Source organism: Streptomyces sp. NPDC050743 (genome assembly GCF_044456925.1).
Classification (GTDB): domain Bacteria; phylum Actinomycetota; class Actinomycetes; order Streptomycetales; family Streptomycetaceae; genus Streptomyces.
Genome location: NZ_JBITGJ010000004.1, coordinates 32,002 through 52,081, shown reverse-complemented (window position 1 = coordinate 52,081; position 20,080 = coordinate 32,002). Strand labels below are relative to the sequence as shown.

General features: G+C 69.4%; 15 protein-coding genes and 2 pseudogenes. 12 read left to right on the top strand and 5 right to left on the bottom strand.

Annotated elements, in window-relative coordinates; translation table 11 throughout:
* Nucleotides 1-8: 8 nt before the first annotated feature.
* A complete protein-coding gene (locus ACIBJF_RS06170) occupies nt 9-413 on the bottom strand; it encodes a hypothetical protein (protein ID WP_399172521.1) in 405 nt (134 codons plus the stop codon).
* A 261-nt stretch (nt 414-674) separates the two neighbouring features.
* Between ACIBJF_RS06170 and kdpF the strand changes: the two genes are divergently transcribed.
* From kdpF to ACIBJF_RS06140, 6 genes are all read left to right on the top strand, one after another.
* Nucleotides 675-764, top strand: a complete 90-nt coding sequence (kdpF, locus tag ACIBJF_RS06165) for a K(+)-transporting ATPase subunit F (protein WP_016434100.1) — start codon at nt 675-677, stop codon at nt 762-764.
* A gap of 8 nt (nt 765-772) precedes the next feature.
* The gene (gene kdpA / locus ACIBJF_RS06160; RefSeq protein WP_399172520.1) at nt 773-2,434 is read left to right on the top strand and encodes a potassium-transporting ATPase subunit KdpA; all 1,662 of its coding nucleotides are present in this window, start codon (nt 773-775) and stop codon (nt 2,432-2,434) included.
* On the top strand, nt 2,434-4,575 hold the full coding sequence (gene kdpB / locus ACIBJF_RS06155) for a potassium-transporting ATPase subunit KdpB (RefSeq protein ID WP_399172519.1): 2,142 nt from the start codon (nt 2,434-2,436) through the stop codon (nt 4,573-4,575). The genes kdpA and kdpB overlap by 1 nt, the downstream gene beginning before the upstream one ends.
* Nucleotides 4,576-4,580: 5 nt before the next feature.
* Complete coding sequence (kdpC, locus tag ACIBJF_RS06150) at nt 4,581-5,195, top strand: potassium-transporting ATPase subunit KdpC (protein WP_399172518.1); 615 nt, start codon at nt 4,581-4,583, stop codon at nt 5,193-5,195.
* A 94-nt stretch (nt 5,196-5,289) separates the two neighbouring features.
* Entirely contained in the window at nt 5,290-5,973 is a 684-nt protein-coding gene (locus ACIBJF_RS06145) for a response regulator (protein ID WP_399172516.1), read from the top strand.
* Nucleotides 5,974-5,975: 2 nt separating this feature from the next.
* On the top strand, nt 5,976-8,522 hold the full coding sequence (locus ACIBJF_RS06140; protein WP_399172515.1) for an ATP-binding protein: 2,547 nt from the start codon (nt 5,976-5,978) through the stop codon (nt 8,520-8,522).
* A 635-nt stretch (nt 8,523-9,157) separates the two neighbouring features.
* Here the strand turns inward: ACIBJF_RS06140 and ACIBJF_RS06135 are convergent.
* Nucleotides 9,158-9,349, bottom strand: a pseudogene (locus tag ACIBJF_RS06135) (IS110 family transposase); the annotation flags it as partial.
* Nucleotides 9,350-9,620: 271 nt separating this feature from the next.
* A complete protein-coding gene (locus tag ACIBJF_RS06130; RefSeq protein ID WP_399172514.1) occupies nt 9,621-10,220 on the bottom strand; it encodes a hypothetical protein in 600 nt (199 codons plus the stop codon).
* Between the two features lie 482 nt (nt 10,221-10,702).
* Here ACIBJF_RS06130 and ACIBJF_RS06125 point away from each other — a divergent pair, with 482 nt between their 5' ends.
* From ACIBJF_RS06125 to ACIBJF_RS06115, 3 genes and pseudogenes are all read left to right on the top strand, one after another.
* Nucleotides 10,703-12,385 carry a penicillin-binding transpeptidase domain-containing protein gene (locus ACIBJF_RS06125; protein WP_399172513.1) on the top strand — a complete coding sequence of 561 codons (1,683 nt, stop codon included), beginning with the start codon at nt 10,703-10,705 and terminating at the stop codon, nt 12,383-12,385.
* A 146-nt stretch (nt 12,386-12,531) separates the two neighbouring features.
* Nucleotides 12,532-13,785: a polyprenol phosphomannose-dependent alpha 1,6 mannosyltransferase MptB gene (mptB, locus tag ACIBJF_RS06120; protein ID WP_399172512.1), complete on the top strand. Its 1,254-nt coding sequence runs from the start codon at nt 12,532-12,534 to the stop codon at nt 13,783-13,785.
* A 214-nt stretch (nt 13,786-13,999) separates the two neighbouring features.
* Nucleotides 14,000-15,223, top strand: a pseudogene (locus ACIBJF_RS06115) (SulP family inorganic anion transporter); the annotation flags it as partial.
* 246 nt (nt 15,224-15,469) lie between these two features.
* On the opposite strand, the gene ACIBJF_RS06110 reads toward ACIBJF_RS06115, so the two are convergent.
* Complete coding sequence (locus ACIBJF_RS06110; RefSeq protein ID WP_399172511.1) at nt 15,470-16,909, bottom strand: MFS transporter; 1,440 nt, start codon at nt 16,907-16,909, stop codon at nt 15,470-15,472.
* A 127-nt stretch (nt 16,910-17,036) separates the two neighbouring features.
* Between ACIBJF_RS06110 and ACIBJF_RS06105 the strand changes: the two genes are divergently transcribed.
* Entirely contained in the window at nt 17,037-17,297 is a 261-nt protein-coding gene (locus tag ACIBJF_RS06105) for a hypothetical protein (protein WP_399172510.1), read from the top strand.
* A 179-nt stretch (nt 17,298-17,476) separates the two neighbouring features.
* On the opposite strand, the gene ACIBJF_RS06100 is transcribed toward ACIBJF_RS06105, so the two are convergent.
* Nucleotides 17,477-17,986, bottom strand: a complete 510-nt coding sequence (locus ACIBJF_RS06100; protein ID WP_399172509.1) for a MarR family winged helix-turn-helix transcriptional regulator — start codon at nt 17,984-17,986, stop codon at nt 17,477-17,479.
* A 167-nt stretch (nt 17,987-18,153) separates the two neighbouring features.
* On the opposite strand from ACIBJF_RS06100, the gene lgt reads away from it, so the two are divergent.
* Together lgt and ACIBJF_RS06090 are read left to right on the top strand one after the other, a co-directional pair.
* Nucleotides 18,154-19,053: a prolipoprotein diacylglyceryl transferase gene (lgt, locus tag ACIBJF_RS06095; RefSeq protein WP_399172508.1), complete on the top strand. Its 900-nt coding sequence runs from the start codon at nt 18,154-18,156 to the stop codon at nt 19,051-19,053.
* Complete coding sequence (locus ACIBJF_RS06090) at nt 19,050-19,895, top strand: phosphatase PAP2 family protein (RefSeq protein ID WP_399172507.1); 846 nt, start codon at nt 19,050-19,052, stop codon at nt 19,893-19,895. Before lgt ends, ACIBJF_RS06090 begins: the two co-directional genes overlap by 4 nt.
* Nucleotides 19,896-20,080: the final 185 nt, after the last annotated feature.

Here is a 20,080-nt window from a genome sequence, read left to right as displayed (position 1 = left end):
CGCAGAAGTCACTCCAGACCGGATGCCTTGAACACGGCCAGTGCGGTCTCGCGGTCGACGCGGGCCGCGAGGCGGTGCAACGCCGTCTGCCCGCACAGCAACAGCCCCTCGGCTGCCGCTTTCCGGGCGCCCTCCTCGAGGCGATGCCACAGGACGGGATTGCTCACCAGCACCTCAGGGTCGATCTCGACACGCGCGCCGTGGGCGTCGCGCAGGAGGAGCCGCTGAGAGACACCCTTCAGGCAGCGCACGGACACCAGTTGATCGGTCCGTACCCGGCGCTCCACGAGCAGCCGTCGCGAGGTCAGCCAGTTCCCGTGGGCTGAGACACGGGCCGGAAACAGCACGAGGAAGAGCAGCAGAGCGAGCGCAAGCCACAGCTCATTTTGACGCCGTTCTGATGAAGACTGCACGGTCCTCGGTGCTTCTCACACGTCAGGGTTACCGGCCGGTAGGGATCATCAGCCGTAAGAGTTCCGTCAAAGCCGTGGGTGCGGCCGTAAGGGGGCCGTCAACGAGCGACCGTATCCGGCCAGAGACAGGGTTTCCTCTAAGCGTCCATGTTCCACCCCCGAACCTCTTCAGGAGTTCACGATGGCCGATCTGGCCTTCGTCGCCATCACGGTCGCGGTCTTCGCGCTGGTGGCTCTCGTCGCCCGGGGGGTGACGAAGCTGTGACCGCCGAAAACATCGTCGGCCTGGTCGTGGCCGTCGCCCTGCTGGGTTACCTCGTCCTCGCCCTGATCTTCCCGGAGAGGTTCTGAGCACCGACATGGGTCCCGTACTTGCTGACGTGCTCTTCGTGACCGCGCTGGTCGGCGCGCTCGCGTTGGCGCACCGTCCCCTCGGCGACTACATGGCCGCCGTCTTCCAGTCCAAGAAGCACCTGCGCGTCGAGCGGTGGATATACCGCTCCGTGGGTGCCAACCCTGACGCCGAGATGCGCTGGCCGGCCTATCTGCGCGGGGTGCTGTTCTTCTCCGCCGTCAGCGTCCTGTTCCTCTGCCTGCTCCAGCGGGTGCAGGACAAGCTGCCGCTGTCGCTAGGCTTCAAGCCGATCAGCCCGGACCAGGCGTTCAACACGGCCGCCTCCTTCGTGTCCAACACGAACTGGCAGTCGTACTCGGGCGAGGTGGCGATGAGCCACGTCACCCAGACCATGGGTCTGGCCGTGCAGAACTTCGTGTCGGCGGCCGTCGGTATCGCGGTCGCGGTCGCGCTGGTGCGCGGCTTCGCCCGGTCCCGCACCGGCGACCTGGGCAACTTCTGGGCCGACCTGGTGCGCTGCATCATCCGGATCCTGATCCCGCTCTCCGTGATCGCGGCCGTGGTCCTGATTGCCTGCGGTGCCATTCAGAACTTCGGCGACATCCACCACATCACCACGCTGACCGGCCAGAAGCAGGCCATCAGCCCCGGCGCGGTGGCGTCGCAGGAGGCCATCAAGGACCTGGGCACCAACGGCGGCGGCTTCTTCAACGCCAACAGCGCGCACCCGTTCGAAAACCCCAACGGCTTCACCAACTGGCTGGAGATCTTCCTGCTGCTGGTGATCCCGTTCTCGCTGCCGCGCACCTTCGGCAAGATGGTCGGCTCGGTCAAGCAGGGCTACGCGATCCTCGCCGCGATGGGCATCATCTGGTTCCTCGCCGTGGTCACCGTGACCTGGCTGGAGTACGCCCACCCCGGCACCGCCTCGCAGTTGGCGGGCGGCGCGATGGAGGGCAAGGAGCAGCGCTTCGGCGAGGGCAACTCGTCGGCGTTCGCGGTGTCGACCACGATGACCTCCACCGGATCGGTGGACTCCTTCCACGACTCCTTCGGCGGACTGTCCGGCGGTGTGCTGCTGCTCGGCATGATGCTGGGCGAGATCGCGCCCGGCGGCACCGGCTCCGGCCTGTACGGCATGCTGATCATGGCGATCATCGCGGTGTTCATCGCCGGTCTGATGGTCGGCCGTACGCCCGAGTACCTGGGCAAGAAGATCGGCGCCCGCGAGATGAAGCTGGCCGCTGCCTACATCCTGGTCACTCCGGCCCTGGTGCTGATCGGCGCGGCGCTGGCGATGGCACTGGGCAAGGGGCAGTCGTCGATGACGAACGTGGGCGCGCACGGGTTCTCCGAGGTGCTGTACGCCTACACGTCCGCGTCCAACAACAACGGTTCGGCCTTCGCCGGATTCGCCGCCAACACCGAGTACCACAACACGATGCTCGGCCTGTGCATGCTGCTCGGCCGCTTCGTGCCCATGGTGTTCGTGCTGGCGCTGGCCGGCTCGCTCGCCGAGCAGCAGCCGATCCCGGCCACCGCGGGCACCCTGCGCACCGAGAAGCCGCTTTTCACCGGTCTGCTGGTGGGCGCGATCCTGATCATCACCGGTCTGACGTTCTTCCCGGCCCTCGCGCTGGGCCCGCTGGCCGAAGGGTTGGCGTGATGACCACCAACACCTCGAAGACAGAGATCGAGAAGCAGGACTCGATGTCCACTCCCACCCTCGCGCCCCACCAGGACGCGCCGACTGGGCACAAGGCGCCCGAAGGCCGTGTCGGCGGCGGACTGTTCGACCCCAAGCAGCTGGTCAAGTCGCTGCCCGACGCCTTCCGCAAGCTCGACCCACGGGTGATGGTCAAGTCCCCCGTGATGTTCGTGGTCCTCGTCGGCTCCGTCCTGACCACGGTGTTCTCCTTCCAGCACCCGGGCGACTGGTTCGGCTGGACGATCAGCGCCTGGCTGTGGCTGACGGTGATCTTCGCCAACCTGGCGGAGGCGGTCGCCGAGGGCCGTGGCAAGGCTCAGGCCGACACCCTGCGCAAGGCCAAGACCGACACCGTCGCCCGTCGGCTGCTGAAGGACGGCTCGGAGGAGCAGGTCCCCGGTACCGCGCTGACCATCGGTGACCTGGTGGTCTGCGAGGCCGGCGACATCATCCCCGGTGACGGTGATGTCATCGAGGGTGTCGCCTCGGTGGACGAGTCTGCGATCACGGGCGAGTCCGCCCCGGTCATCCGGGAGTCCGGCGGTGACCGCTCCGCGGTGACTGGCGGTACGAAGGTGCTGTCCGACCGGATCGTCATCAAGATCACGACGAAGCCCGGTGAGACCTTCATCGACCGGATGATCAACCTGGTCGAGGGCGCCGCCCGGCAGAAGACGCCCAACGAGATCGCGCTGAACATCCTGCTCGCCTCGCTGACCATCGTGTTCCTGCTGGCGGTGGCCACCTTGCCGCCGTTCGCCGACTACGCGCACTCCGAGCTGAGCATGGTCGTGCTGGTGGCCCTGCTGGTCTGTCTGATCCCGACCACGATCGGCGCCCTGCTCTCCGCGATCGGCATCGCGGGCATGGACCGGCTGGTACAGCGCAACGTGCTCGCCATGTCCGGGCGTGCGGTCGAGGCCGCCGGTGACGTCTCCACCCTGCTGCTGGACAAGACCGGCACCATCACCCTCGGCAACCGCCAGGCGGCGGAGTTCGTGCCGGTGCGCGGGACGACGGAGGCTGAGGTCGCTGACGCCGCCCAGCTGTCCTCCCTCTCGGACGAGACCCCCGAGGGCCGTTCCGTCGTCGTCCTGGCCAAGGAGAAGTACGGGCTGCGCGAGCGCCACCAGGGCGAGCTGGTCGGCGCCGAGTGGATCGAGTTCACCGCCCAGACCCGCATGTCGGGCGTGGACGTCGACGGCCGCAAGATACGCAAGGGCGCCACGGCCTCGGTCATCGCCTGGGTCAAGGAGCAGGGCGGCACCGTCGCCGAAGACGCCCAGGCTCTGACCGACCGGATCTCCGAGGCGGGCGGCACGCCCCTGCTGGTCGCCGTCAACGACGACAAGGGCGCCCGCGTCCTGGGCGTCATCTACCTCAAGGACGTCGTCAAGGAGGGCATGCGGGAGCGGTTCGAGGAACTGCGCCGCATGGGCATCAAGACCGTCATGATCACGGGTGACAACCCGCTGACCGCGAAGGCGATCGCCGAGGAGGCAGGCGTCGACGACTTCCTCGCGGAGGCCACTCCCGAGGACAAGATGGCCCTCATCAAGCGGGAGCAGGCCGGCGGCAAGCTGGTCGCGATGACCGGTGACGGCACCAACGACGCCCCGGCACTGGCCCAGGCGGACGTCGGCGTGGCGATGAACACCGGTACGTCGGCCGCCAAGGAGGCCGGCAACATGGTCGACCTCGACTCCAACCCGACCAAGCTGATCGAGATCGTCGAGATCGGCAAGCAGCTGCTGATCACGCGCGGTGCACTGACCACCTTCTCCATCGCCAACGACGTCGCGAAGTACTTCGCGATCATCCCGGCGCTGTTCGCCGCGGTCTACCCGGGCCTGGACAAGCTCAACATCATGCACCTGTCCAGCCCGAACTCCGCGATCCTGTCGGCCGTCATCTTCAACGCGCTGATCATCATCGCGCTGGTGCCGCTGTCCCTGAAGGGCGTGCGCTACCGGCCGATGAGCGCCGACAAGATGCTGCGGCGCAACCTCGGCATCTACGGCCTGGGCGGCCTGATCGCCCCGTTCATCGGCATCAAGATCATCGACCTGCTCATCTCGCTCATCCCCGGGATCGGGTGAAGGACATGAACAACTCCTTTGTGAACTTCGGCCGTATGACGTGGGCCGCCCTGCGCATGCTGCTCGTCCTCACCGTCGTGACCGGCATCGTCTACCCCCTCGTCGTCACCGGCATCGGCCAGGCGGCCTTCCACAGCAAGGCCAACGGCTCGACGGTCAAGGTCGACGGCAAGGTGGTCGGCTCCTCGCTGATCGGCCAGAGCTGGAACATCAAGGGCACCGACAAGCCCGACCCGAAGTGGTTCCAGCCCCGCCCGTCCAACAGCAACTACGACCCGCTGGCCACCGGTTCCAGCCAGCTCAGTGCCAGCAACCCCAAGTTGGTGCAGATGGTGAAGGACGCCAAGAAGCAGGTCGCCGAGTTCAACGGCGTACCTCAGTCCGAGGTACCCAAGGACGCGGTGACCGGCTCGGCCTCCGCGATCGACCCGGACATCTCCCCGGCCTACGCGGACATCCAGGTGGGCCGCGTGGCCAAGGCGAACGGACTGCCCGTCTCCCAGGTACAGAAGCTGGTCAAGGAGCACACCGACGGCCGCACCCTCGGATTCATGGGTGAGCCGCACGTGAACGTCCTGGCGCTCAACATCGCGCTCAAGGGCCTTCTGGCCAAGAACTGATGGGATTACGCGACATGCGCGGGAGTCGGCGGCCGGGAAGGTACCCCGTGTCCGTCGACTCCCGCCGTCATGACGACAGGAGAGGCACATACCTATGACCAGGGTGCTCGTGGTGGAGGACGACGCGCAGCTCGTACGGGCCCTCGTGATCAACCTGCAGGCACGCCAGTACGGCGTCGACGCCGCCCCCGACGGCGCCACCGCACTCCGGCTGGCAGCGGCCCGCCAGCCGGATGTGGTCCTGCTCGACCTCGGCCTGCCCGACATGGACGGCGTCGACGTCATCAAGGCCCTGCGCGGCTGGACCCGCGTCCCGATCATGGTCCTGTCCGCACGTCAGTCGTACGACGAGAAGGTGGCGGCCCTCGACGCGGGCGCCGACGACTACGTCACCAAGCCGTTCAACATGAACGAGCTGCTGGCCCGGCTGCGGGCGGCCGTCCGCCGCACCGAGGACACCCCGCTCGTGCCGGAGACGAAGCTGGTCGAGACGGAGGACTTCACTCTCGACCTTCTGGCCAAGAAGGCTGTACGGGATGGGCGGGACGTACGGCTGACCCCGACCGAGTGGCACCTGTTGGAGATACTGGTGACGAACCCCGGCCGGCTCATCACCCAGAAGCAGCTGCTCCAGGAGGTGTGGGGCGTCTCGCAGAGCAGTAAGACCAACTACCTGCGCGTCTACATGGCCCAGCTGCGGCGCAAACTGGAAGCCAATCCCTCCCATCCCCGCTATCTCATCACCGAGCCCGGCATGGGCTATCGCTTCGAAGGGTGAACATGGCACGCGGCAAGCTCCGGATCTATCTCGGCGCGGCTCCCGGCGTCGGCAAGACCTACGCCATGCTCTCCGAGGCGCACCGCCGAGTGGAGCGGGGCACCGACTGTGTCGTCGCCTTCGTGGAGCACCACGGCCGCTCGCGCACCGAGGTGATGCTGCACGGTCTGGAACAGGTGCCGCGCAAGGAGATCGAGTACCGGGGCAGCGTCTTCACCGAGATGGACGTGGACGCCGTCCTCGCCCGCCGCCCCCAGGTGGCGCTGGTTGACGAGCTGCCGCACACCAACGTCCCCGGCTCGCGCAACGCCAAGCGCTGGCAGGACGTGGAGGAGCTGCTCGCCGCCGGGATCGACGTCATCTCCACGGTCAACATCCAGCACCTGGAATCGCTCGGTGACGTCGTGGAGTCCATCACCGGGGTGCGGCAGCAGGAGACCGTTCCGGACGAGATCGTGCGGCGGGCCGACCAGATCGAGCTGGTCGACATGTCCCCGCAGGCCCTGCGCCGCCGCATGGCCCACGGCAACATCTACAAGCCGGACAAGGTCGACGCGGCCCTGTCCAACTACTTCCGCCCCGGGAACCTGACCGCCCTGCGCGAGCTGGCGCTGCTGTGGGTGGCCGACCGGGTCGACGCCTACCTCACCGAGTACCGCAGCGAGCACCGCGTCTCCACGATCTGGGGCTCACGCGAACGGATCGTGGTCGGACTCACCGGTGGCCCCGAGGGCCGTACGCTCATCCGGCGCGCCGCACGCCTGGCCGAGAAGGGCGCGGGCGGCGAGGTCCTGGCCGTCTACATCTCCCGCAGCGACGGCCTCACCTCCGCCTCACCGAAGGAACTCGCCGTCCAGCGCACCCTCGTGGAGGACCTGGGCGGCACCTTCCACCACGTGGTCGGTGACGACATACCAGCCGCACTGCTCGACTTCGCGCGCGGCGTGAACGCCACGCAGATCGTGCTGGGCGTCTCCCGCCGCAGGAGCTGGCAGTACGTCTTCGGGCCGGGCGTCGGCGCCACGGTCGCCCGCGACTCCGGCCCCGACCTCGACGTCCACCTCATCACCCACGACGAGGCGGGCAAGGGCCGAGGACTGCCCGTCGCCGCCAGGGGCGCGCGGCTCGGCCGGGCCCGGCTCATCTGGGGATGGCTGGCCGGAATCGCCGGACCACTGCTGCTGACCTGGCTGCTGAGCAGTGTCGTCCCCGACATCGGGCTCGCCAACGACATGCTGCTGTTCCTGACGATGACAGTGGCGGCGGCCCTGCTCGGCGGGCTCTTCCCCGCCCTGGCCTCGGCGGTGGTCGGATCCGCCCTGCTCAACTGGTACTTCACCCCACCGGTCCACACCTGGACGATCGCCGACCCGAAGAACATCGTCGCCATCGCGGTCTTCTTCGGCGTCGCCGTCTCCGTCGCCTCCGTGGTGGACCTGGCCGCCCGCCGCACCCACCAGGCAGCCCGGCTGCGCGCCGAGTCGGAAATCCTCTCCTTCCTCGCAGGCAACGTCCTGCGCGGCGAGACCACCCTGGAAGCACTCCTGGACCGGGTCCGCGAGACCTTCGGCATGGAGTCGGCGGCCCTGCTGGAACGCGAGAACGACGTCGCTCCCTGGACGTGCGCCGGCAGCGTCGGCCCCCGCCCCTGCACCACCCCCGACGCAGCCGACGTGGACGTCCCGGTCGGTGACCACCTGACTCTGGCCCTCTCCGGACGTGTCCTGCCCGCCGAGGACCGCCGGGTGCTGGCCGCTTTCGCGGCCCAGGCCGCCGTCGTGCTGGACCGCCAGCGCCTGCAGCAGAAGGCAGACGAGGCAAAGGCCCTGGCCGAGGGCAACCGCATCCGCACCGCCCTGCTCGCCGCCGTCAGCCACGACCTGCGCACCCCACTCGCTGGCATCAAGGCCGCCGTCACCTCCCTGCGTTCGGACGACGTGGAATGGTCCGCGGCCGATCAGGCGGAGTTCCTGGAGGCCATCGAGGAAGGCGCCGACCGCCTGGACCACCTCGTCGGCAACCTGCTCGACATGTCCCGCCTCCAGACCGGTACGGTCACGCCGATCATCCGCGAGACCGACCTCGATGAGGTGATCCCCATGGCACTCGGCGGCGTCCCCGAGGACAGCGTCGATCTGGACATCCCGGAGACCCTCCCGATGGTCGACGTCGACCGGGGCCTGCTGGAACGCTCGGTCGCAAACGTCGTGGAAAACGCGGTCAAGTACAGCCCGCCGGGTGAGCCGGTCCTGGTCTCGGCCAGTGCCATCGCCGACCGGGTGGAGGTCCGGGTCGTGGACCGCGGCCCCGGCGTGCCGGACGAGGCCAAGTCCCGCATATTCGAACCGTTCCAGCGCTACGGCGACTCCCCGCGCGGCGCCGGCGTCGGCCTCGGCCTCGCCGTGGCCCGGGGCTTCGCGGAGGCCATCGGAGGCACCCTCAACGCCGAGGACACCCCTGGCGGCGGCCTCACCATGGTCCTCACCCTGCCGACGGCGCCACAACGCCGCCCGGAGGAACCCGACCGAGCATCCGTGGTCGGCACCTGAGCGGCTGAGCCCTCCGGGAACCTCAGGCGCCGGGCGGAACCGCCTCGAACTCCCTCCGCATCCGCCATACGCCCAGCCGTGACCCCAGGACGTTACGGCGGTATGCGGCCCTGAGCCTGGGCCTCCAGCGGCAAGGGCGGCTCTTTATCCCGACGCGAAATCTCCCGATCGCACCAGCCCGCCTGCGGGACACAGCCATCCGCCCATCCCGGAGACGGCAAGCACTGCGGGACCGAGCAGGACCGGCTGGGTGAGGGACGCCATCTTGATCAGCCACGGCACCCCCTGTTGTCGCGCCCGCAGAGAGAACGCCCGGAACAACGCCCGGCTGCCTAGCCAGTGGATCGACAACTGCCCGAGCGAACGTCAGCACAGGATGCCTCAGAGGTCACTCGGATTCTCACGAGCAAAGGGATACAGCCTGATGAACAACGGGCAGGTCCCGTATCACGTACCGCGCATCGGACGTACGACGCGCGTCGTCACGGCGTCCCTGACTCCGGGTGCTGGAGAGCGGGGAACCCGAGTACAACGGTCCCCGGTCTTCATGCTGCCCAGCGTCACTGTTACGCGTAGAGGCCCCGTCAGGATCTTGCTGACGGGGCCTCTACGTCTAACTGCGCTCTCACACGCCCCTATAACGGGGGAACGCCGGGTACCGTTCTGACCAGGTTGAAGACCTCACGGGCGGCATATCGCTTGAGGCATCGGATGATCTCGCGTCGAGTCTTGCCCTCCCGGGTGCGGCGTGCGAAGTACGCCTGGGTGCGCGGGTCGTGGCGCAGGCGGGTGAACACGATGCGGTGCAGGGCCGCGTTCGCCTGGCGGCTTCACTGAGGTGCAACGGACCATCGTGCGCCGCGTGCTGGACACGGAGCTGCTCGACCCGGCGAAATACTAGGTTACTTCCGAAGAGTTGGGTCTGATTCGCTACGACGAGGGCATCTCGATCAGTACCGTGCGAGATCTAAGACGGCTTCCTCCACCCGCGGTTCACCACGGACGCTCCGAACGGACAGCCGCCGATAGGGCCGGCAACGGACCCCTACGACCGCAGCAAGCCCCTCGACCCGAACCGTCCCGACGTGTGCGGCACGGTCACCCGGACCTGACGCGACGGAGCACCGTCCGGCTGCCTGTCTCTGACGGCAGGCAGTAGGACCGGGCCACCGCGAGGAAACAAAGGACTGGCAGCACGAGTGCGAGCAGGCCGGTGCCGAGGAGGCGGCCGGTCCGGAAGCGGCCGGCCGCGCGGGGAGCTAGGACGCCCCCGGGATCGAACAGGACGGTGACCCGTTCGCCGACCGTGGTGTGGGCTTGGCACCCGCGCCGTATGGCCACCGGCACGGGCTCCCCGTCCGCCCAGGAGAAGGTGCAGCGCCGGTCGGTACGGCCCTGCGTGGACTGTTCGCTCTGCACGGCGGTGACGATCACGTCCTGGCGGTGGCCGCGTTCGGTCAGGGCGATCTCGGCGGCCACCCGGGGGGTGAACACGGCGAGCGCCAGACCCACCACGACGACACCGCCGACGAGCACCCGGCCCGCACGGACGATCAGGAGGTAGAGAGCGAGCGCGAGAGTGCAGACCACACCCGCGGCGCCCGAGCGGAACGCGGCGGGTCCGGCCAGGACGCCGAGGACGCTCGATCCCACGACGAGCAGCGTTCCCATCACGGCGACGATGGTCCCTTCCGCCACCGCTGCGATCGTGAGAGGGCCGGACCAGCCGACGTGTGCCTGCCGGCCCGATCGACCGCCCCGTATCAGCGCCCGCTGCACCCGCACTGCTGTGGTTCTCCTCGTGTTGCCGTTCACAGGCCCGTCCGGCGGCACATTGCCTGCCCAGCCGCGGGCGATCCTGCGATGCATTGTCCCCGACGGGATGCGCGGCCTGTCAGGGCCCACCAGGTGACGGCGCGCTCATGGCGTTCTGCAATATACGTCGGCCACCGAATCATTCTGCTACCGTTCCACCGGGTCCGCGGCGGCTCGCCGAAGGCCGCTGTCCCGGTAGGCAGAAGGTGCCTTGAGGGCGGCCGGAGGAATCTCCCATCACGCCGCCGCGGACCCGGTTCCAGAGCGAGGGCGGGGCGCCACCGGACCGTCGATACCGTTACCCTGGCATCCGAATGTTTCGGTAACCGATGTAGTCTGGTGCGCCAGACCGGGGCGGGAGCCCGGTGCGTGCGCTGGGGACGCGGGAGGCGTCGCCGTCAGGGGGAAGAGAGCCCGTGCAGAGAGCAGCAAGGACCGCAGTAGTCGTCAGCAGCGTGGTCACAGTGGCAGCGGCGGGGGTGACGTTGGCGTGCTACGCGTCCGGGCAGCGGGAGACGAACGGTCACACGACCGGGTCATCGCATTCAGCGGCTCACCCGGTGAACACCCGCCCGCCTTCGGCGGAGGAAGTGCGCACCACGGCGCAGCAGTTTCTGGCCGCCTGTGAGTCGGGGGACACGGCGAAGGCCGCGTCGCTCACGGACAACGCCACGGTATCGGGCGTGCAACTGGTGTCATACAAGAAGGGTTTGCACGCCGCGTCCCTGACCTTCAGCGCCAAGCAGCCGACCGGTTTCCAGGTGCCGTTCTCCGTGCGAGCGCGACTGGCCTACGGCGGGCAGAAGACCACCTGGGCGTACGACTCGTCGCTCACTGTGGAGCGGGGAGGCGACGGGCGCGCGGTGGTCAAGTGGGCGCCGTCGGTGCTCTATCCGAAACTGACCGCAGGTCAGTCGGTCGTGGCCGCGCCGGCCGGCGCGCCGCCGGTCAAGGTGGTGGACCGAGCGGGCAAGGAGCTGACCGCCGCCCAGTACCCGTCGCTGGCCGGGATCCTCAGCCAGCTGCAGGACCGGTACGGAGCCAGGATGCACGGCACGCCCGGCACCGAGATCCGTGTCAGGAACGCCGACGGCACTGCGGGACGGGTCCTTGGGGTGCTTTCGCGTGGCAAAGCGGGAAAGCCGCTGCCCACCACCATCGATGCCCGCCTGCAGGCCGAGGCGGAGAAGGACGTCAAGACCGAGGGTCCGGACGCGTCGGTGGTCGCCGTGCAGCCCAGCACGGGTGACGTACTGGCGGTGGCCATGGCCCCGGCGAAGGGCTTCGACAAGGCGTTCCAGGGCACTTATGCGCCGGGCTCCACCTTCAAGGTGATCACGGCGGCGACGCTGCTCGACAGCGGAAAGTACACGCCCAGCACACCGCTGAACTGCCCGCAGTACTTCTCCTACGGCGGTCTCACGTTCCACAACGTGGACAAGATGAAGATCGAGCACGCGACGCTCGCCATGGACTTCGAGGCGTCGTGCAACACCGCCTTCATGTCGACGGCCCAGGCCCAGCCGGACGGTGCCGTGGAGAACGAGGCGCGCGACGTGTTCGGTCTCGGCCTGACCTGGAGCACGGGCGTTCCCAGTTTCGACGGCAGTGTCCCGACGACCGGCGGTGCTTCGAAGGCGATGACGTACATCGGACAGGGCAAGGTCCTCGTCAGTCCGCTCGACATGGCCTCCGTGGTCGCGACCGCGAAGGCAGGTGTCTTCCACCAGCCGGTGATCGTGCCTGCGAGCGTGGACAACCGGCAGCTCGCGCATGCACCGAGGCGGATGAGCGCTTCGGCGGACGCGTCCCTGCGTGAGCTGATGCGGCTGACGGCGCGGCAGGGCACCGCGGCACCGGTCATCGGCGGGCTGAGCGGGGACGTCGGCGCAAAGACCGGTACGGCCGAGGTGGACGGCCGGCAGAAGCCCAACAGCTGGTTCGTGGCCTACCGCGGCGACGTGGCGGCGGCGGCCGTGGTGCCGGGCAGCGGCGAGGGCTACAAGTTCGCCGGCAAGATCGTCACCGCCGTTCTCGCCGGGAGCTGACCCGGCAGGGCCGTGACGGAAGTACGACGCAGAGAGCAACCTTGACGACCAACGGCAGTACATGGATTTCGCAGCCCGCACACCGGGGCAGGACAGTCTCGCCCGCCGTACGGGCCGGCGACGGAGAGTCCTGGCCCCGTGCGGCCGTGTGGACGGCCGGGGCGGGCATCGCCCTGTTCGGGCTGGTCGGTGCGAGCGCTCCCAACCACAACACCCTCAGGGCGCCGATCACCTGGCTTCAGCTGCCGGCCATGACAGGCACAATTTCCGCGGTGGCCACCTCCGTCGCCATAGTGCTGTCGTGCGTCGGAACGATTCGCCTGCTGGGCGCCCACGGCCAAGGCTGGCGTCCCGATCCGCGAGCTCTCTTCCGTGCCGGCGCGATCGCCGTGCTCGTCGTCGCGAATCTCACCCCGGTCGGCTCCTCCGACACGGCCAGTTACGCCGCCTACGGCCGTATCGCCGCCCTGGGCGGGGACCCGTACGTGACAACCCCCGCCCAACTGGGCGGTGCCTACGCCCGTCTTGTCAGCGACGCCTGGCAGAACACCCCATCGGTGTACGGGCCGGTCGCCACGTGGTGGCAGGCCGCTGCCGGGTCGGTCGGCGGCGACCGGCCGTTTCTGACGATATGGGTGCTGATGCTCGCGAACGCGGCCGCGTTCCTCGGCACCGGCTACCTGTTGATGCGCACCGCTGCCGATCCGGTCCGGGCCGCGCTCCTGTGGACCGCCAACCCACTGCTGATCGGCGTACTGGTCGGGGGAGGACATCTGGACACCCTCGTCGCCGGGCTGGCCGTCTGCGCCGTCCACGTGGCGCGCAGGGCCACCGGGCGACACCACGACCTGGTCGTCGGAGGACTAGTCGGACTGGCGTGCGGAGTCAAGATCAGCGCCGCCCTGGTCGGGGTGGGGCTTTCCTGGCCGCTCCTCCGCTCCGGCGCCTGGCTGCGGGCCGCCCGCGTGACGGGTGCTGCCGTGCTGACCTTGGCGGCGCTCTACTGCGGCTACGGCCTGCACGCCCTGAATCCGCTCTCCGCGGCCTCGCATCTGGTGTCCACGCCCTCGTTGTGGGCGGTGTTCGACCACTTCGCGACGGAGTTCGTGGGCCCTGGTACAGCCGCGGCCAGTATCAGTGCTCTGTGGCCGGTGCTGATGCTGGGGCTGGCTCTGGCGCTCCACCGGCACGTCCCGTCGGACGCCCCGGACATCGTCACCGTTACGTTCGCGCTCGCCTTCGCCTGGGTTCTCGCGGCACCGTGGTCGATGCCTTGGTACACGGCCCTCGCCTGCGCGTTGGCGACCCTGTTCCGCTCTGTCCGCCTGACGCAGTGGCTGGTCGTGGCCACCGCCGGCCTGGCCCTGCTGCACAACAGTGGCGGTCACGGCTGGACGTGAGGGGACCACCTTGGGCCCCTGCACAGGCGTGTACATGACCTTCCTGGCGCACGCAAGACCGTAACGTGACATTCCATTCGAAATACCGAATTCGTCCTGTCCAACAGCAATGGCCCTGCCTGGCAAGTGATCCTGGTCTGACCGCGTCCGGTCCGAGACCGGGCGATTGCCGAGTTGTTCGCGACGGATCGGTGGTGTCGGCCAGGAGGCACGGATGGATCGGGAACGCGGCGCGGGGTGTGCCTGTCGGATGGCCACATGCGTCCATGACCGGGTGACGGCGAGCCGGGGTTCGGCCGCGCCAGTGCGGCGCGGACCACGGCACCGCGCCCCCAGACACCGCGGGCCGGGACGCCACACGCGATGGCACCGCGGCCTCCGGCAGTGGCTGGGGCGGCCGACCAGAGCGGACGCGCAGTCGGGGGCCGTCACCGCGTTGTTCAGTGTGCCGGAGGGCATGGCGTACGCGGCGATCGCCGGGTTCAGTCCGCTGGCGGGCCTGTACGCCGGTGCGGTGCCGGCAGTGGTGGGTTCGCTCTTCGCCCGTACGACGCTCATGGTCACCACGCTCACGAGCGCGATCGCCCTGACCGCTCGCACCGCGTTGTCGGACGCCGGGCTCGATCCGACCGATCCGTCCTGCGTCGCGTCATTGACCCTGCTCGTCGGGGTGTGCATGGCCCTGTTCGCGGCTCTGCGGCTCGGGCTGCTGCTCCGGCTCGTCTCCGGTGCGGCCATGACGGGATTCTCCGCCGGCATCGCCGTACAGATCGTCGCCGGGGCGGTCGGTGACGCCACCGACTACCACAGCCCCCACCACAACAGGTTGGTGCACCTGGCCGACTGGTTCGCCCACATCAGCACCTGGTCGAAAGCCGCCACCGCCGCCTCCGCCGCCGCTGTCGTGGTGTGGGCGGTGGCCCATCGCCATCCCCGGCTGCACTCCCTGTCCATCCTGCTGGCCCTCGTGACCGCCAGCGTGGCCGTGGCGGTATCGGGTCACGATGTCCCCCTGGCCGGTTCACTGGGCGCCGTCCCGGCCGGGCTGCCCCGCCTCACGCTTCCTGACTGGCAGGTCCTGCCGCGGCTGCTGCCCGGAGCCGCCGCCGTCGCTGTGGTCGCCCTGGCCCAGGCCGCCGGCATCCCCCGGACCGTGTCCGGCCCCTCGGACCGCAGGGGCGCAGGGGCGGCGGACATCCTGGCCCAGAGCGCTGCGAACCTCGGCGGCGCGTTCTTCCAGGCACTGCCGGCCGGCGGCTCCCTCTCCCGTACCGGCGTGGCCCAGGCGGCAGGAGCGCGTACACGCTGGGCAGGCATCTTCTCCGGGCTTCTGCTGGCCGCGCTGGTGGCCACCATGGGCCCACTCGCCGCACGCATCCCCCTGCCGGTCATCGGCGCCCTCGTCGCCATCATCGGCTGCAAGCTCATCGCCGCCCGCACCCGCGACATCCGAGACGTCATGAACTCCGGCCCGGTCGACGCCACGGTGATACTGCTGACCTTTCTGGCCACCACGCAGGAGCCGCTCGACCGGGCCCTGCTCGTCGCTCTGGCCGCGTCACTGCTGGCACGGCTGGCGGCCCCGGTCCGCGCCGTCTACCGGAACACCCTGGCAGCGATCAGCCGCCCCTTAGCCCTCAAAGCCTGCGGCCCACCCATTACCGGGCCTGCCGGGCCGGGATCGTCAACGCGCCCGCCCGCGGTTGCCGACCGGGGAGAGCCGTGCCATCACGGCGGCGACGAACGCCGCGGCGAGGAGGACAAGGACAGCATGGACCCACCCGTCGCGGACTCCCCCGGCGCGGGACAGGTGGAGCTGCAGGGTGACCAGAGCGACGCCGAGGGCAGTACCCAGGCCCCGGGCCATGTTGACCAGACCGCCGCCGGTGCCGGAACAGTTCGCCGGTATCGCGCTCATCACCAGCGTGTTGTTGGCCGGGGTGAACAGCCCCAACCCGACACCCAGCAGGGTCAGTTGGACTGCCATCCAGGTGGTCGTGACGGGAAGCACCAGCATCGCCGACAGCGCACCCGTACACACCAGGACACCGAGCAGACACCGCGCCCGGTCACCCACGCCCTGGGGAAGGAGGTGGTCCGCGCCGGTGGCCGCCAGCGCGAACCCGCCCGGCAGCGCGGTTAGCACGAGCCCGGCCAGCAGCTCCGAACCCCCTGCCCGCACCACGATCTGCGGCACCAGCACCAGTGGCCCGAACAGCACCAGATACCCGCACAGTGCCGCCACCAGCCCGGACGAGACCGCCCTCACCCGTAGCAGGGCGAGGTCGAGCAGCGGAACGGGGGCGCGCCGCTGACGCCGTACGAAGGCCATGCCCGCCACCGGCGCGAGCGCGAAGAGCGCCACGACCGCCCAGGGCGGCACCGCGAGACCCGAGGCCGCCGAGACCCCCAGCAGAAGGCTTGTGGTCGCCGCCGCCAACAGCACCAGGCCCGGCCAGTCGAAGGAGGGCACCCGGTTGCGGCTGCGGGTGCGCGGGAGCAGATAGTGGCCGGCCACCAGAGCGATGACCCCCACCGGCACGTTGATGCCGAACACCCACCGCCAGCCGAGCGCCGACACCAGCGCCCCGCCCACCGTAGGCCCCAGCGCGAGGCCCAGGGCCTGTGCCGCCGCCTGCACACCGAGCGCGGCCCGCATCCGCTCCCGGGGCGCACTCGTGGTCACCAGCGCGACACTGTTGGCCTGCATCATCGCCGCGCCCACCGCCTGCACCACCCGGAAGACCACCAGCGCGGCCAGCGACGGGGCCAGGCCACAGGCGGCCGACGCGCCGGTGAAGACCACGAACCCGTAGAGATAGAACAGCTTGCGGCCGTGTGCGTCCGACAACCGCCCCACCGGGACCAGGAGCGCGACGAGTGTGAGTAGATAGGCCAGCGACACCCACTCGATCGCCGCGAGCGACGTACCGAACTCGCTCCGCAGGCTGCCGTAGGTGAGCGTGACGATACTGGCATCCAACTGCCCCATGAACGCGCCGAAGCACACCGTCGCCACCGCCAGCCACCAAGCACCCGGCCGACTGCGTATCGCCTCGGGCCGGGGCCGTTCCCAGGTCAGCAGCGACGACCACGAGCGGGTACGTATCGGGGCCGTATTCATGCCTCCACCACCATGACGCCTCCGTCCTCGCACTCGGCAGGGAAACTTGCCCTCCCACGTTACATCGGCTACCAAAATATTTTGTAACCGAAGAACAGCGTAACGTGAACCGGGAAAGGACGCCGACATGACGAGACGGCGCTGGTGGACATGGCTGGCCGATGGCGCTGCCGCAGCGGCCGGCGGCCTGGCGGCAGCGGGGTTGATCGTCGGGCTGGGCTGGGGAGAGCGCAGCGGCTGGCGGCTGGTCGCCGCCGCGGCCATAGGTCTGGTGGTGGCCGGCATGGTGTGCGAGTGGCCGGCGAAGTACGACGGTGGCGCAAATCCGCCCGACGAGGCGCGCGAGGCGGTGATCCTCACGCGCCGCAGCGGGCCGACGACACCCTGACGCCGGCATAGCGATGATCCTCACCCGCATGCACGCCAAACAGATGCCCTCGTGGACCAAACGCGGGCGGACATATGCGCACGCACCGACCACCGACCGAGCCGGATTCGTCACCGCACGAGAAGATCATGGGCGAGCGGTCGGCAGACTCGCGCGCCCGGTGCACCCGCTGGTTCCTGTCAGTCCCCTGCCGCGCCGCCGGACGGTTCGCCCAGGTTCTCAGCCAGCTGGAACAGGGCGGGCAGCGCGCCGGTGATGGCCGCTCGGGCGCCGTCGTCGAGGGCGGCGAGAGCGGTGTCGATGCGGCGTTCGTGGGCGGTGGTCCAGGCCGCGAGCTTCTCTCGGCCCGCCTCGGTGAGAGTGACGACGGAGGCCCGGCGATCGGCTGCGTCCACGTCGCGCGCCACCAGCCCCGCGGTGATCATCTGACCGATCAGGCCGCTGACCGTGCTCGGGGCAAGGCGCCGACGGGCGGCCAGGTCGCTGATCCGCGCGGGTGAGTGCTCCCCGAGCACCTGGAGCAGCTCGACCTGTGCCATGGGCAGGGTCTCCCACGGGTAGTCGGTGCGTATCGAGGAGCGCAGGGCGCGACGCAGCCGGGTCACGGCCTCGGTGAGCAGCCGGGCCTCCGGCTCCTTCCCGAGGGCGGCCGAGGAGGACGGGACCTCGGTGCTGGGCAGCGCAGACATGGATCAAGGGTAGCGGGACCGCACAGAGGTGCGGTCGCATCGTCCGCGCCTCGGACACCCGTCCACCGCTCCACCCTCCCGAAAGGTTCGGTGTCCGATGTATTGTCGGGTGGGTCCCCCTCCCGGCGCACGGCCGGGTTCCGTGCGTACGAGAAACGGTCGAACCCTTGAACCTGGCGTACCTCCCCAGCCCGTCACAAGGGGTGTGGCACCTCGGTCCGCTGCCGATCAGGGCGTACGCACTGTGCATCCTGGCCGGCATCTTCACCGCCGTATGGCTCGCCGGTCGCCGCTGGGAAGCCAGGGGCGGGCGCCGTGACGACATCGCCGACATCGCGATCTGGGCCGTGCCGTTCGGCATCGCCGGCGGGCGCCTCTACCACGTGATCACCGACCCGGAGCTGTACTTCACCGCCGGCAAGCAGCCCATCCACGCCCTCTTCATCTGGGACGGCGGCCTCGGCATACCCGGTGCCGTCGCGCTCGGCGCGGTCGGCGCCTGGCTGGGCTGCCGCCGCCGCGGCATCAAGCTGTCCGACTTCGCCGACGCGGTCGCGCCGGGGCTGGTGCTCGCGCAGGCAATCGGCCGCTGGGGCAACTACTTCAACCAGGAGCTGTACGGCAGCCCCACCCACCTGCCCTGGGCGCTGCAGATCGACCCCGCCCATCGCCCCGCCGACATGCCCACGGTCGGCCTCTACCACCCGACGTTCCTGTACGAGTCGCTGTGGGACCTCGGTGTCATGGCACTGCTGCTGTGGCTGGACGCCCGTCACCACCAACGGCTGCGCAGGGGCCGGCTGTTCGCCTGCTACGTACTCGCCTACACCACCGGCCGGGCCTGGATCGAGGCCCTGCGCATCGACCACGCCAACCACTTCCTGGGCTTGCGCCTGAACGACTACGTCTCCCTCGCCCTGTTCACCGGTGCGCTGGTGTACCTGATCGCCACCCGGCGACCGCGTCAGGACGATGACGCCCCGTACCCGCCCGGCAAGGACGCACATCAGGAAGAGGCACTGACGTCAGTCGGCGCGAACGACGCCGCCGACCGGGAGCAGGTGTGACGACGGCTTCGGCACCGGACACCGAAACATCCCCGGCCACATCCGGCGACAGCTCCCGCACCCGGTGCTTCGGTCCATTACTGCCCACCCGACTGCGCCCGCTGGACCGGCCGCGCCTGTGGGTGGAACTGGTCTGCACCGGGCTTCTCTACTGGGCCTACACCCTCACCCGCAACGCCGTACCCGCCCACCGCAGCGCCGCCCTGCACCGCGCGCAGGACATCCTGCACGCCGAGCAGGAGCTGCACCTGAACATCGAGCTGACGATCAACCATGCCGCCGACCGAGTCGGCTGGCTCATCGTGGGGATGAACTACTACTACGCCACACTGCACTTCATCGTGACCATCGGAGTGCTCCTCTGGCTGTACGTCCGCCATGGCGACCGCTACCGATCGGTGCGCACCGCCCTGTACACGGCCACCCTGCTGGCCCTGGCCGGCTTCGCGTTCTGCGCCACGGCCCCGCCCCGCTTCCTGACCGGGCAGGGCTTCATCGACACCGTGGTCGTCCACCACACCTGGGGATCGTGGGCCTCCGGCGACGTGGCCGCGCTGTCCAACCAGTACGCCGCCATGCCCTCGGTCCACATCATCTGGTCGAGCTGGTCGGGCCTGACCCTCGCGTTCCTGGCCCGCCGCACCTGGGTGCGCGTACTGGGCCTCTGCTATCCGCCGGCCACCTTCACCGTCATCCTGGCCACCGCCAACCACTTCGTCACCGACGCGGTCGCGGGCGCCGCCACCCTCGCGGTCGGCTTCCTCGTCCAGCAGCTGCTCACCGGACGCCCGGCCTATCCCGGAGTCTGCGGCATCCGCAGCGGACACCGGCTGGAGGCATAGCCCGACATGGTCGGCACCGAAGTGATCCCCCGCAACGCCGGAGGGCACTCGACCGCCCAGGGCAGGTTCATTCGTTCGCGACCAGCGCCGGTCCCAGCGAGGAGGCACCTAAGCCGACGGGAACGAGACCGCTGGCTGTGCGTACTGCGCGGACGAGGTACTCGCGTCGGTCGGCACACTCTCTG

What these genes read in the sequence shown, in the direction of transcription:
- ACIBJF_RS06140 (WP_399172515.1), top strand. Translation starts at nt 5,976, where the DNA reads ATGGCACGCGGCAAGCTCCGGATCTATCTCGGCGCGGCTCCCGGCGTC.
- ACIBJF_RS06110 (WP_399172511.1), bottom strand. Translation starts at nt 16,909, where the DNA reads ATGAATACGGCCCCGATACGTACCCGCTCGTGGTCGTCGCTGCTGACC.
- ACIBJF_RS06100 (WP_399172509.1), bottom strand. Translation starts at nt 17,986, where the DNA reads ATGTCTGCGCTGCCCAGCACCGAGGTCCCGTCCTCCTCGGCCGCCCTC.
- ACIBJF_RS06105 (WP_399172510.1), top strand. Translation starts at nt 17,037, where the DNA reads ATGACGAGACGGCGCTGGTGGACATGGCTGGCCGATGGCGCTGCCGCA.
- kdpC (WP_399172518.1), top strand. Translation starts at nt 4,581, where the DNA reads ATGAACAACTCCTTTGTGAACTTCGGCCGTATGACGTGGGCCGCCCTG.
- ACIBJF_RS06145 (WP_399172516.1), top strand. Translation starts at nt 5,290, where the DNA reads ATGACCAGGGTGCTCGTGGTGGAGGACGACGCGCAGCTCGTACGGGCC.
- kdpA (WP_399172520.1), top strand. Translation starts at nt 773, where the DNA reads ATGGGTCCCGTACTTGCTGACGTGCTCTTCGTGACCGCGCTGGTCGGC.
- kdpB (WP_399172519.1), top strand. Translation starts at nt 2,434, where the DNA reads ATGACCACCAACACCTCGAAGACAGAGATCGAGAAGCAGGACTCGATG.